Genomic DNA, 12,173 nt, shown 5'->3' with positions numbered 1-12,173 from the left:
AAAGCGCTGAATGAAATCTGAACAGTCATCTTTAAATCAACAGCGGCTCTGGCTTTGGAGGTATTGAAAAGAGCGGGCCTGCTGTGCGCAGGCCCTTGATTGCTAATCGTTATGTTCGCTTTCCGCAATGGATGGCGTGTTTTTCAGTTCTAAATGAGCGCTTTGATTGTGCTGGCGCAGGTATTCCATATCGCGGATATTTTTCTGTACCGCAACCGCGCCGAAGAGGCTGAGCAAAAAGGCCATAATATAGAAGCCTTTTTCACTCAGGGCCAAATTGGCATTAAACAGGCCGATAGCCAGCAGGGCGATGCAGATGGCGACAGAGGCCCAGCACAGCCCGTAATAAATATGTGTGACATGCATGCCTTCAATTTTATCGCGGATGATTTTCTGCAGGGAAACAGCGGAAAAAAGCCCGTATAGAATCAAAACCAGGTAATAGCCTTTTTCGTTCAGCAGCATGTCTGCATTGAACAGGCCAATGCCGTATGCGGCGGCGCCGGCAAATAGCGCGGCCCAGCTGGCGGCCACAAAAGCGGGCGTGGGTTTATTAATGTATTGATTCATGCTGTTATCCTTATTTTTAGTGTTGGCTGCCATGCATTTTATTATGCTGAAAAGCGCCGGGAAGGCAATGGCGATTTGATATGCGGCTGAGGTGGCGCAATGAAATAAAAAAGCGCCGCATCAATGCGGCGCTTTAGGCGGATGTCAGGCTGGATGCGCTCTAGGCGGCTTCATGCTTAATCTGCATCAGGCGCTCAAAGTTTTCTATGCGTTTGTCTGTATCGTAAATATCGCAGGTGAAAATAAACTCATCGACATCGTATTTTGCCAAAAGGCCTTCCAGACCCACTTTGACGGTGCTGTTTGAGCCGATTTGCGCCATAGCGTAAAAATTGTCTACAGACATTTTTTCGGCAGGCGACCACAGGTTCTGCATGCTTGGGACGGGCGCTTTAAGCTTCAGGCTGTGGCCGCGCATCAGGCCCAAAACCCGCTGGTAGGCGCTGCTGGCCAAATAGTGCGCTTCTTCATCGGTCTGCGCCACAACCGCTGGCACGCCCATTGACACATAAGGCCGGTCTAAATACTGCGAAGGCTCAAAGCTGTCGCGGTACAGCTGAATGGCTTGGCTGAGCATGCGTGGCGCAAAATGGGAGGCGAAGGAATAAGGCAGGCCAAGCTTGGCGGCCAGCTGCGCGCTGAACAGGCTGGAACCCAGCAGCCAGACGGGAACATGCGTGCCTTGGCCCGGCGTTGCGGTAATGCGCTGCTGCGGCTGCGCGTCATCAAAATAGCGTAAAATCTCCGCTACATCCTGCGGGAACTGCTCTTCGGTTTCCTGACGCCCGCGGCGCAATGCGCGCATAGTGGCGGGGTCTGTGCCCGGGGCGCGCCCAAGCCCCAGCTCAATTCGGTTTGGATACAGCGTTGCCAAGGTGCCGAATTGTTCTGCAACCACCAAGGGGGCGTGGTTCGGCAGCATAATGCCTCCGGAGCCTACTTTTAAAGTTGAAGTGTTGGCCAGAATATAGCCGAGCAAAACCGCTGTTGCCGAGCTGGCGATGCCGTCCATGTTGTGGTGTTCTGCTAGCCAGAAGCGGTCATAGCCGAGCCTTTCAGCATGCTGGGCCAGTTCCAGCGCATGGTTTAAGGCAAACCGGATGCTTTTATCGTCGCGCACAGGCGCCAGTTCTAAAATGGAAAATTTAACTGCTTGCAATGAGCGCATAGCTGATCTCGCTGATTTCTTATATCGAAATAATACGATATAAGTTGGGCGATGTATATCGAAAATTATCGATACTCTGCGTAAGGGCTGAATTGCCCGGCGCATTATGCGCAGCATGTTCCAAGCCCGCTGCTTTGCATCCGGCATTCATCAGCTTTTGCGCCTTATAAATAGCCTGCAGTGTACAGCTGCTGGAGTTTCATGATTGCTATTGCGCGGATTGTTTCATTTTATGACCTTTTTACCGCAGCGTTTTAGATTGTAAGGCTTGATTATCTTCATGTGTATGTTTTAAACATTTGACGGATTTTCTGTGCCGATCCGATAGATTAATAAGGCATATTTGATGCAATAGGAGTAGCTCATGATTGATCTTCAAAGTATTCAAAAGCATGCAGATGTTATTGCGTCCTGCGGGACAAAAGTCGGCACGGTCGATCATCTTGAAGGCACTGACCAGCTTAAGCTGACGCGTCACGAGTCCAGTGACGGCATGCATCATCTGATTCCTGTTTCCTGGGTTCAGGAAATCCGGGACAATCAGGTGATGCTGAATAAATGTTCGGACGAAGTCCATCAGCAGTGGAAGGCGGTTTAAGCAAGGCTGGGACTTGGCGCGTAATTTAATTCGGGACGCCTGCCAGACGCGGGCGCCTCTTAATTTTAAGGTGTTTCTTGCTGATGAAGCCTAGAAAGCAGGCTGAGCATTTTGGGGAAGAGGAGTGAGTTGGCTGAGCCAGAGGCGGGAAGGCAATATTATTTAGGCTTGAATAAGCGCCCGAAGGCGCTTTTTTCATGCTGCAGCTGCGGAATTAACGGCGCTTGCCATTTTTATAGTGGCCTAAATGGCGGCCATTGTCTTTGCTGTAATAGCCGCGGTCGTTATAGCGGCCGTCATTGTAGCGGTAGCCTTTGCCGCTGTAGCGCCGGTCATAACGGTCTTCATCGTCGTAACGGCGGTCATAGCGCTCATCATCATAGCGCCGGTCTTCACTGACTTTCTGCCCTAAAACAGCGCCGCCTGCAGAGCCGGCCGCTGCGCCGATATAGCCGCCATTGGTGCCGCCCATGTTTTTGCCGACGGTGTAGCCGCCCGCGCCGCCTAATGCGCCGCCGATGATGGCGCCATTGCGGTCACGCTTGTTGGCAGAAGCTGCCGCGCCTGCGCCGCCGCCAATGGCTGAACCAATCATTGCGCCGGTTTGGCCGCCCATTTTCTGTCCCACTGCAGCGCCGACCACACCGCCGAGGGCTGAGGTCAGGGCGGTATTGGTGGTGCTGCCTGCGTTGGCTGCGGTCATTGCAAAAGCGGAAGCTGTAATGGCCGCGCCGAATAGAATTTTATTGATTTTCATGATTCCCTTCTATAAAGCATATCAATTGTGTCTTGAGATTAAGATAAGCGGAGATGTTGAGATGAGCGTGGAGGGCATTATGATTAAAATGATGCGTTTGGTAATGAATCTGTAAACGCTCTGCGCAATGCCTTCACGATTGCCTTTAAAGCGGCCGGCTTGCGCGCATCATCCTGCATAATCAAGCCAAAAAAAGCACCCGAAGGTGCTGTTTTAGCGCTGCCTCTTAGTGGTGATGGCGGCGGTGTTTTTTGTATTTGCGCTGCTGCTTTTTCTCGTAGGCTTTATCTTTAGAGATTTTATTGCCTAAAGCCGCGCCGCCTGCTGCGCCAGCCGCCGCGCCGATATAGCCGCCGTTGGTGCCGCCCATGCTCTTGCCGACCGTATAGCCTGCGCCGCCGCCTAAAGCGCCGCCAATAGCGGATTCTGTGCGGTTGCGCTTATCGCTTGCAACGGCTGCGCCGCCCGCGCCGCCTAAGGCTGCGCCAATGGTCGCGCCGGTTGTGCCGCCCATATTTTTACCGATTGCTGTGCCTGCTACGCTGCCTAAGGCGCTGGCGGCCGCTACGCGGGTTGTGCTGTCAGCATGCGCGCTAACGGTAAATAAAGATGCCGCTGCCAGCGTGGCGCTGAGCAAGATAGCGTTCAGTTTCATGGTGCACTCCATGTCCAATGCATTCGGACTGTTGTAATTTATCTGATGGGGCAAATCTAACAAAAGGCCTCTCTGAAAATGTGGAGAGTCATCCGCAAAATGCTGTGCTTTAGTTTCCGCATTGTGTCGCTTTGTAACAAATGCTGGAAATCAGATTTAAAAGTGATCAATGCCGGGCTGCGGCGCATAAATGCGGCGGAACCGCGCGGTTTTGACTGCCGGCATGCAGCTGCTTTAACGGGCTGCCGGTGCTATGCATCTGGCATGGATGCGCGTGTTCAGCCTGCCGCCCGATGGCGTGCCCTTGAATAAGTTTCAGCTTGGTGCAAGCAATAAAGATGTCATTTAAAACCCAGAATCGGTAAACTAGGCGCAAATTTTTAGCTTTATCTGTTCAGGCCCGCGCCTTGTAACAGGCTGTATTGAGATATTTTGAATAATGAAAGAATCGCTGCGCTTACGCTTAGATCAGCTGTCTGACCGTCACGAAGAATTAAATGCCTTGCTTGCAGATGTCGAAGTAATTTCTGACAATAAGCGTTTCCGCCAGCTGTCGCGCGAGCACAGCGACCTGAGCGAAATCACCGATGTGTGGCGCAAATACCGGCAGGCGGAAGAAGACATTGAAACTGCGGAAGCCATGCTGTCCGATCCTGACTTTAAAGAAATGGCGCAGGAAGAGATTAAGGAAAATAAAGCCTTAATTGAACAGCTGGAAGCTGATCTGAACATTTTGATGATTCCGAAAGACCCGAATGACGCCAACTCTGCGTATCTGGAAATCCGCGCCGGAACCGGCGGTGATGAAGCTGCGATTTTCTCCGGCGACTTATTCCGCATGTACAGCAAATATGCAGAAACTCAGGGCTGGCGTTTGGAAATCCTGTCTGAAAATGAAGGCGAGCACGGCGGCTATAAGGAAGTGATCTGCCTGATTAACGGCGATGGGGTTTACGGCCGCCTGAAATTTGAAAGCGGCGCGCATCGCGTGCAGCGTGTGCCTGCAACCGAATCGCAAGGCCGTGTGCATACCTCTGCATGCACTGTGGCAATTCTGCCGGAAATTGATGTGGACACCACGGTGGAGATCAATCCATCGGAACTGCGTATTGACACTTACCGCGCATCGGGTGCGGGCGGCCAGCACATTAACAAAACCGACTCTGCGGTGCGCATTACCCATATTCCTACAGGAACCGTGGTGGAATGCCAGGATGAGCGTTCACAGCATAAAAACAAAGCCAAAGCGATGGCTTTGCTGGTGTCGCGCCTGGAAAATGCCAAGCGCGCGGCCGCCGATGCTGCGACCTCTGAAATGCGCCGCGACTTGGTCGGTTCAGGTGACCGTTCAGAGCGCATCCGCACCTATAACTATCCGCAAGGCCGCATGACCGATCACCGCATTAACCTGACTTTATACAAGCTGGATGCGGTCATGGAAGGCGACTTAACTGAACTGCTGGACAGCCTGCACCGTGAATATCAGGCTGATCAGCTGGCATTATTGGCACAGCAGAATGGTGGTTAAATGAATATTGCACAGGCCTTGGCTTTACGCGGCGAACCTGAAAGCTATGAGCGTCAGGAAAATGCATGGCTGCTCGAACACATTACTAAAATTGATGCTTTTGATCTGGTTATGAAAAAGGATCAGGAGCTGACCGCAGCGCAGGAACAGCAGTATACTGCCAGTTTGGCGCGGATTGCCGCCGGCGAGCCGCTGGCTTATGTGACCGGGTCGCAGCCGTTTTGGACGCTGGATTTAAAAGTCACTAAAGATACGCTGGTGCCGCGCCCGGATACCGAAGTGCTGGTCGAAACCGTCCTGCATTTGGATGTGCCTGAAGATGCGCGCATTGTGGACTTGGGCACAGGCACAGGCGCAGTCGCGCTGTCGATTGCCAGCGAGCGCCCGGACTGGGCGGTGACGGCAACGGATATTTATGAGCCGACTTTGGAAGTGGCGCAGTTTAATGCCGAAAAGCATGATTTGGAGCATGTGAGGTTTGTCTGCGGTTCCTGGTTTAAGCCTTTGGGCCGTGAATTTTTTGATGTGATTGTGTCCAATCCGCCGTATATCGACGCTGAAGATGAGCACATGCAGGATTTGGCCACAGAGCCTGAACGCGCTTTGGTGGCGGACAAGCATGGCTTGGCGGATTTGGAGTTGATTATCCAGCAGGGCAAAAAGCATTTGACTGTGGACGGCTGGGTGGTGCTGGAGCATGGCTATGATCAAGGCGATGCAGTACGCCATATCTTTACCCAGGCCGGCTATAAGCAGGTGCGCACCGTTAAGGATTACGGCGGCAATGACCGCGTGACTTTGGGACAATGGCCGCATTAAAGGCGGAAAACCTCCTTTAAAATAAAATGCCAGTCAATTCTTCATTGACTGGCATCCGGCCTAATGGCCGCTTTCCGGTTTGGGCAGCATTACATCGGATAATCCTGCAGGCTGTCCGGCACATCAACCTGATTGAAAGCATCGGTTTCAAGCGCAAGGCAATACGCGACGATTTTTGCAGTTGCAGTCATAAACGCTTCGTCTTTCAAGTCGGCGCCTGCCTGAATCGCTTCAGCAGTTTCCGCCTGAATATCCAGCGCATGCGCAATATCAGCAGCGTCAGCGCGCATGAAAAATGCAGACACAATATTTTGCAGATCAATATCCGCAACATTCAGCAGCTCTTGGCTGAACTGCGCATCGCATTGTTCTGCAGGTGAAAATAGGGAGTCGGAGAAATTCTGTACCAAGCTTTGCTCGAGTACATCCATCATCTTAAGCATGGAGAGGCCTTTGAAGGTGATTTAAAGGGAGTGGAGATACAGCCGAAAATAAGCAAAAATTGCTTTAAAGTGAGTGAAAAATAACCTAAATTTGGGCTAAAGGCAATCAATCCCCGATGACCGTCCAGTTAGTTTTTCTGGGTCTTATAATTTACTGATAATCAACGTTAATTTTTTTAACATTCGGTTCAGCCGGCAGGCTGTTTAAGAAGGCCCGCAGTCCCTGAAATTTATCCGGCATTGTTTTGCCGGTATGCGCCCGGGCTGACGCCTGTCCACTTTTTAAAGGCGCGGTGAAAGGCGCTGGCATCCTGAAAATTCAGGTGCTCGCTGATGTCCTGCAGGGTTTTATGGCTCTGCTCCAGCAAACTGATGGCCAGGTCGCGCCGTATTTCATTTTTCAGCTGCTGGAAATGAATGCCTTCCTGCTTTAAGCGGCGCTGCAGGGTGGCTTCAGATATAGTGAACTGCTGCGACAGCGCAGCCAGTTCAGGCCATTCAGCTGGCGGCGTCTGCATAAACAGCCTGCGGATCTGGTGGCTTAAGGCATTCGGATTCTTAAAGCGCACCAGCAGGTTATAGGGTGTATGCTGAATAAACTGATGCCAGGATTTTTTGTCCTGTTTCATTGGAATATTCAAATAGCCGGCATCAAACTGGATATAGTTTTCATTGGCGGCGTACTGAATATCATCGCAGAAGCGGGTTCTGTAGTCGCTGTCATCTGCCGGCGGGCGGCATTTCAGCTGGATGCGGTTCAGCACAATGCGCTGCCCGCTCAGCCAGCACATCAGGCCGTGCACCAGCATTAAATACGTGGCGTAGCTGAACATGCGCTTCGGCTGCTGCGCATCTTGAATCACAATATAGGCGTAGTTTTCCTGCACAAAGCTGCTGCTGCTGAAATCATCCAGAATCAGGTTCAAAAACTGCAGGATCTGCTGCAGCGCCTTGCCTAAATTTTCTGCCTGCAGCAGGGATTTTGATAAAAAAGTATAGCTTCCTCTGCGCATGGGATGGCTGTCCATGCCGAAAAATTCATCATTCATGGCGTCGGCCAGGACAATCCACAGCTGCGCGTATTGAATTACAGAAACGCGGGCTTTTTCTGACAGCAGCAGCTCCGGGGCAATGCCGGCCTGCATCAGCAGTTCTGCCGCGTTAAAGCCGCGCTGCTGCGCCGCCAGCAGCGCTTCACTGACTAAGCTGATTGAAATTGTGCCTTTAAAATAATCGTTGTCCAAGCCTTTCATCCATGATTCATCTGTCGGTTCTTTGTACTGTTCAAAGGCATCACTCAAGATGCAGCATTTGGAAATTGTACTGAATTTATTCTGTGTTTACTCTGTGGCTTAAGTCGAATTTTAAAAACATGCTTCAAGGGAAAATTAAAATGAAAATTCAGGGAAAAGTTATTGTCATTACTGGCGGCGCATCCGGCTTAGGCGCGGCGGCGGCGGAGCATTTGGCCGCTCAAGGCGCGAAAGTCATTATGGCGGATATGAATCAGCAGCTGGGTGAGGAAATGCAGAACCGTCTAGGCGAGCAGGCGGAATTCGTGCAGCTGGATGTGACGGATGACGCCGCAGCCGCAGCCTTTTTTCAGCATGTGGAAAACAAATATGGCCAGCTGAACGGCCTGGTGAACTGCGCCGGCATTGCGCCTTCCGCCAAAGTGCTGGGCCGTGATGGCCTGCACAGCTTGGAAATGTTCCAGAAAGTCCTGAACATTAATGTTTCAGGCACTTTCAATATGCTGCGCCACGCCGCCAGGCTGATGGCGCAATACCGGCTGCAGGCGGGCGAAGAAGACCGCGGCGTCATTGTCAATACCGCTTCTGTGGCGGCTTTTGACGGCCAGATCGGCCAAGCGGCTTATGCCGCTTCTAAAGGCGCTGTCGCGGCGATGACGCTGCCTTTGGCGCGTGAACTGGCGCGCGATGCGATCCGGGTGATGACGGTTGCGCCGGGCATTATGGAAACGCCGATGCTGAAGGGCATGCCGCAAAATGTGCAGGATGCTTTGGGCCAGATGGTGCCGTTTCCGCCGCGTTTGGCCAAGCCGGAGGAGTTTGCGCAGCTGGTCGGGCATATTTTCGAAAATGGCTATCTGAATGGCGAAGTGATCCGCTTGGATGGCGCGATCCGCATGCAGCCGAAATAAGCGGCTTTATTTTGCATTGATTTACTGAAAGCGCACTGATCAGGCCGGCAGGCTTTTATTTTCAGGAATCAAAAGGGAAAAATCCTGTGCCGCCAAGCAGATGCAGCAGGGAATTTAAAGGATAAGAAAGGGACTGGATATGATTTTAAATGATGCGCAAAAGATGGTTCAGGACATGCTGCGCGACTATTCGCAGGCGAAGCTGAAGCCGACGGCCGCGGAGCGCGATAAAACCGCGCGTTTTCCTGCGCAGGAGCTGGAAGAGCTTGGCGCGCTGGGCGCTTTGGGCATGACCGTTTCGGAAGAATGGGGCGGTTCAGGCATGGACTATGTTTCGCTGGTGCTGGCGCTGGAAGAAATCGCCGCCGGTGACGGCGCCATTTCCACCATTGTCAGCGTGCAGAACTCATTGCCCTGCGGCATTACTCAGCGCTACGGCACTGCAGAGCAGAAGAAGAAATATCTGACAAAACTGGCCACAGGCGAAATGCTCGGCTGCTTCTGCCTGACTGAACCGCAGGCCGGTTCAGATGCCAGCGCGCTGGAATGCCAGGCGGTGCGCGACGGTGATGAATGGGTCATCAACGGCATCAAGCAGTTTATTACTACAGGCAAGCATGCGGATATTGCGCTGGTTTTTGCGGTAACCGATAAATCCGCCGGCAAAAAAGGTATTTCATGCTTTTTAGTGCCGACTGGGGCGCCGGGCTATATTGTGTCGCGCATTGAAGAAAAAATGGGGCAGCACTGTTCCGACACCGCGACGATTATTTTTGATGACTGCCGCATTCCTGCAGACCATTTGCTGGGCAATGAGGGCGACGGCTATAAAATTGCCTTATCCAACTTAGAGTCCGGGCGCATCGGCATTGCTGCGCAGTCGGTGGGCATGGCGCGCGCGGCCTTGGATGCAGCTGTGGAATACGCCAATGAGCGCAAGGCCTTTGGAGTGAATATTGTGCAGCATCAGGCTGTGGCTTTCCGCCTGGCGGATATGGCGACGCAAATTGAAGCCGCGCGCCAGCTGGCTTTGCATGCCGCCGCGCTGAAAGACGCCAATTTGCCATGCTTAAAAGAAGCCTCTATGGCCAAGCTGTTTGCTTCGACCATGGCGGAAAGGGTCTGTTCAGACGCTATTCAGATTCACGGCGGCTATGGCTATGTATCCGATTTTCCAGTCGAACGCATTTACCGCGATGTGCGCGTGAGCCAGATTTATGAAGGCGCATCGGATATTCAGCGCCTGGTGATTGCGCGGGAAGTTGCGAAAGCCTGAGGGATTGGGCTTCGGCCGATGCTCAAAGCCTGCAGTTCTACTGAGGGTTATGGACGCTGCAGGCGCCCTCTGAACATATTTTTCTAAGCTTATTATTTATAAAACAGCGCCTAGCGGCTTAGGCGCAAATCTCAGTACTGGATGTACAGGCTGCGCTTTTGAACACAAAAAAGCCGGCTTAATAACAATGATGAATGAACAGCAGCAGCGCGGGAGCCTCGCTGTTCAGTCTATAGGATATAGAGGTTGTTAAAAATGAAAACACTGAATCAGGCCTATCAAGATTTTAACTTTGACGCTTTAATCGGCGAACAGCTGCGCGGTTCGGCGCAGGCAATCAACGCCTATGTGGAATGCTGCCAGCGCCATGCCGGCCAGCATCAGGCTGCGCTGCTCTGGGAAGGGAAAAATGGCGAATCTTCGCAGTGGAGTTTTGAACAGCTGGATGACGCTTCAGGCAAATTAGCCAACTATTTTAAAAGCCTTGGCTTGAAAAAAGGCAGCTGTATTGCCGGACTGCTGCCCAGAACGCCGGAGCTGCTGATTACTGTTTTGGCAGCATGGCGCATTGGCGCAGTTTATCAGCCGCTGTTTACCGCATTTGAATCTAAAGCCATTGAGCACCGCATCGAAACGGCGCAGACCCAGCTGATAGTAACCAATGCCGATCAGCGCCCGAAACTGAACAGCGTGAAAGCGCCGCATATCCTGACGGTGCAGGCGGATCAGGCATCGCAGGACGCTGATTTCTGGACTGTATTGGAACAGCAGCCTGCCGGCTGCGAACCGGAAATGCTGACTTTTGATGATCATTTCCTGATGATGTTCACTTCGGGTACGACCGGCTTGGCGAAGTCTGTGCCTGTGCCTTTAAAGGCGGTTTTGGCTTTTAAAGGCTATATGACCCATGCAGTGGATTTGCGCGCAGAAGATTCATTCTGGAATCTGGCCGATCCGGGCTGGGCCTATGGCCTGTATTACGGCATCACCGGGCCGCTGAGCTTGGGCCACAGCATTATTATGGATGAGCGCGCTTTCAGTGTGGATAACGCGCTGCAGATTATCCGCAAATATAAAGTCAGCAATTTAACCGGTTCGCCGACCGCATTCCGCATGTTCTTCGGCTTTAAGGAAAAATTTGACGCCTCCATTAAAGCGCATTTGCGCGTGGTGAGCAGCGCAGGAGAGCCTTTAACGCCGGAAGTCATTCACTGGTTTAATCACGATTTAGGCGTGAATATTTATGATCAGTACGGCCAAACGGAGCTTGGCATGGTGATCGCCAACCATCATGCGCTGGAGCATTATAAAAAAGTCGGTTCTGCAGGCTATGCGATACCGGGCCACCGTTTTGCGGTGCTGGATAAAGCGCATCAGGAGGTTGAATTGGGCGGGGTCGGAACCTTGGCGATTGACTGTTCGCAGTCGCCGCTATTCTGGTTTAGCGGCTATGGCGGCAATAACCGCAAGTCATTCGTAGGTCATTACTATTTAACCGGCGATACCGTGCGTTTGAATGAGCAAGGCGGGGTGGATTTTATCGGCCGTGCTGATGATGTCATTACAACGTCAGGCTATCGTGTGGGGCCTTTTGATGTGGAAAGCACATTGCTGGAGTGCGAAGAAGTTTTAGAGTCCGCAGTGGTGGGCAAGCCAGACCCTGAGCGCACGGAAATCGTCAAAGCTTTTGTGGTGCTGAAGCCGCAGTATGCAGCGTCCGCCGCGCTGATGCAGCAGCTTCAGGACTATGTCCGTTCGCGCTTATCCAAGCATGCTTATCCGAAAGAAATTGAATTTGTGGCCAATTTGCCTAAAACTTCCAGCGGGAAGATTCAGCGCAATTTGCTGAAGCAGCAGGAAATCGCCAAAGCGGAAAATATGCAGAAAGCGGTTTAATGGCTTGGCTGAATAGCGCTTGATTTGGGCGCTTTTTATCAGCAAAACGTGCCCGCTGAAGATGAAAAAACCGCCTTTAATGGCGGTTTTGCTTATGCGCTCTGGAATGCGGAAAAGTCAGCCCGCATTTTAGGCATTCGGCAACATACAGGTGCCTCATTTCATATTCAGTGAATTGATGCCTGCATATCAGTTGCTTAAAGGATTTTAACAGCATAGTTCTACTCCAAACGCTCAGGGCCGCCTCTCGGCGGGAAAAAGGCTTGCAGCTTAGTCTTTCCCAATGTCCGTAAGCACAT

At 52.0% G+C, this 12,173-nt stretch carries 12 protein-coding genes; 6 read left to right on the top strand and 6 right to left on the bottom strand.

The window, feature by feature from the left end:
• Window positions 1–102 precede the first annotated feature (102 nt).
• Both yiaA and BEN74_RS03285 read right to left on the bottom strand, forming a co-directional pair.
• Window positions 103–570: an inner membrane protein YiaA gene (yiaA, locus tag BEN74_RS03290; protein WP_068912519.1), complete on the bottom strand. Its 468-nt coding sequence runs from the start codon at window positions 568–570 to the stop codon at window positions 103–105.
• 160 nt (window positions 571–730) lie between these two features.
• Window positions 731–1,738, bottom strand: coding sequence for an LLM class flavin-dependent oxidoreductase (locus BEN74_RS03285; protein ID WP_068912521.1), 1,008 nt, complete (start codon window positions 1,736–1,738; stop codon window positions 731–733).
• Window positions 1,739–2,102: 364 nt separating this feature from the next.
• Here BEN74_RS03285 and BEN74_RS03280 point away from each other — a divergent pair, with 364 nt between their 5' ends.
• Window positions 2,103–2,336, top strand: coding sequence for a DUF2171 domain-containing protein (locus tag BEN74_RS03280; RefSeq protein WP_068912524.1), 234 nt, complete (start codon window positions 2,103–2,105; stop codon window positions 2,334–2,336).
• A 214-nt stretch (window positions 2,337–2,550) separates the two neighbouring features.
• Here BEN74_RS03280 and BEN74_RS03275 read toward each other — a convergent pair whose 3' ends face one another.
• Both BEN74_RS03275 and BEN74_RS03270 read right to left on the bottom strand, forming a co-directional pair.
• Complete coding sequence (locus BEN74_RS03275) at window positions 2,551–3,093, bottom strand: hypothetical protein (RefSeq protein WP_068912526.1); 543 nt, start codon at window positions 3,091–3,093, stop codon at window positions 2,551–2,553.
• A 226-nt stretch (window positions 3,094–3,319) separates the two neighbouring features.
• Window positions 3,320–3,748: a glycine zipper domain-containing protein gene (locus BEN74_RS03270; RefSeq protein WP_068912582.1), complete on the bottom strand. Its 429-nt coding sequence runs from the start codon at window positions 3,746–3,748 to the stop codon at window positions 3,320–3,322.
• 439 nt (window positions 3,749–4,187) lie between these two features.
• Between BEN74_RS03270 and prfA the strand changes: the two genes are divergently transcribed.
• The gene (prfA, locus tag BEN74_RS03265) at window positions 4,188–5,276 is read left to right on the top strand and encodes a peptide chain release factor 1 (RefSeq protein WP_068912528.1); all 1,089 of its coding nucleotides are present in this window, start codon (window positions 4,188–4,190) and stop codon (window positions 5,274–5,276) included.
• Window positions 5,277–6,095, top strand: coding sequence for a peptide chain release factor N(5)-glutamine methyltransferase (gene prmC, locus BEN74_RS03260; RefSeq protein ID WP_068912531.1), 819 nt, complete (start codon window positions 5,277–5,279; stop codon window positions 6,093–6,095).
• 89 nt (window positions 6,096–6,184) lie between these two features.
• On the opposite strand, the gene BEN74_RS03255 is transcribed toward prmC, so the two are convergent.
• The gene (locus BEN74_RS03255) at window positions 6,185–6,538 is read right to left on the bottom strand and encodes a hypothetical protein (RefSeq protein ID WP_068912534.1); all 354 of its coding nucleotides are present in this window, start codon (window positions 6,536–6,538) and stop codon (window positions 6,185–6,187) included.
• Window positions 6,539–6,768: 230 nt separating this feature from the next.
• Window positions 6,769–7,791 carry an AraC family transcriptional regulator gene (locus tag BEN74_RS03250; protein ID WP_068912585.1) on the bottom strand — a complete coding sequence of 341 codons (1,023 nt, stop codon included), beginning with the start codon at window positions 7,789–7,791 and terminating at the stop codon, window positions 6,769–6,771.
• Window positions 7,792–7,931: 140 nt separating this feature from the next.
• Between BEN74_RS03250 and BEN74_RS03245 the strand changes: the two genes are divergently transcribed.
• The 3 genes from BEN74_RS03245 to BEN74_RS03235 all read left to right on the top strand — a co-directional run bounded on the left by BEN74_RS03245 (window position 7,932) and on the right by BEN74_RS03235 (window position 11,874).
• A complete protein-coding gene (locus BEN74_RS03245) occupies window positions 7,932–8,702 on the top strand; it encodes an SDR family NAD(P)-dependent oxidoreductase (RefSeq protein ID WP_068912587.1) in 771 nt (256 codons plus the stop codon).
• A 139-nt stretch (window positions 8,703–8,841) separates the two neighbouring features.
• Window positions 8,842–9,978, top strand: coding sequence for an acyl-CoA dehydrogenase family protein (locus BEN74_RS03240; RefSeq protein WP_068912536.1), 1,137 nt, complete (start codon window positions 8,842–8,844; stop codon window positions 9,976–9,978).
• A 255-nt stretch (window positions 9,979–10,233) separates the two neighbouring features.
• Window positions 10,234–11,874: an AMP-binding protein gene (locus tag BEN74_RS03235; protein ID WP_068912538.1), complete on the top strand. Its 1,641-nt coding sequence runs from the start codon at window positions 10,234–10,236 to the stop codon at window positions 11,872–11,874.
• Window positions 11,875–12,173: the final 299 nt, after the last annotated feature.

The organism is Acinetobacter sp. WCHAc010034 (genome assembly GCF_001696615.3).
In the GTDB taxonomy this organism is placed as follows: Bacteria; Pseudomonadota; Gammaproteobacteria; order Pseudomonadales; family Moraxellaceae; genus Acinetobacter.
This window is presented reverse-complemented; position numbering and strand designations above follow the sequence as displayed.

What these genes read in the sequence shown, in the direction of transcription:
- yiaA (WP_068912519.1), bottom strand. Translation starts at nt 570, where the DNA reads ATGAATCAATACATTAATAAACCCACGCCCGCTTTTGTGGCCGCCAGC.
- BEN74_RS03270 (WP_068912582.1), bottom strand. Translation starts at nt 3,748, where the DNA reads ATGAAACTGAACGCTATCTTGCTCAGCGCCACGCTGGCAGCGGCATCT.
- BEN74_RS03285 (WP_068912521.1), bottom strand. Translation starts at nt 1,738, where the DNA reads ATGCGCTCATTGCAAGCAGTTAAATTTTCCATTTTAGAACTGGCGCCT.
- BEN74_RS03245 (WP_068912587.1), top strand. Translation starts at nt 7,932, where the DNA reads ATGAAAATTCAGGGAAAAGTTATTGTCATTACTGGCGGCGCATCCGGC.
- BEN74_RS03235 (WP_068912538.1), top strand. Translation starts at nt 10,234, where the DNA reads ATGAAAACACTGAATCAGGCCTATCAAGATTTTAACTTTGACGCTTTA.
- BEN74_RS03250 (WP_068912585.1), bottom strand. Translation starts at nt 7,791, where the DNA reads ATGAAAGGCTTGGACAACGATTATTTTAAAGGCACAATTTCAATCAGC.
- prmC (WP_068912531.1), top strand. Translation starts at nt 5,277, where the DNA reads ATGAATATTGCACAGGCCTTGGCTTTACGCGGCGAACCTGAAAGCTAT.
- BEN74_RS03240 (WP_068912536.1), top strand. Translation starts at nt 8,842, where the DNA reads ATGATTTTAAATGATGCGCAAAAGATGGTTCAGGACATGCTGCGCGAC.
- BEN74_RS03280 (WP_068912524.1), top strand. Translation starts at nt 2,103, where the DNA reads ATGATTGATCTTCAAAGTATTCAAAAGCATGCAGATGTTATTGCGTCC.
- BEN74_RS03275 (WP_068912526.1), bottom strand. Translation starts at nt 3,093, where the DNA reads ATGAAAATCAATAAAATTCTATTCGGCGCGGCCATTACAGCTTCCGCT.
- BEN74_RS03255 (WP_068912534.1), bottom strand. Translation starts at nt 6,538, where the DNA reads ATGCTTAAGATGATGGATGTACTCGAGCAAAGCTTGGTACAGAATTTC.
- prfA (WP_068912528.1), top strand. Translation starts at nt 4,188, where the DNA reads ATGAAAGAATCGCTGCGCTTACGCTTAGATCAGCTGTCTGACCGTCAC.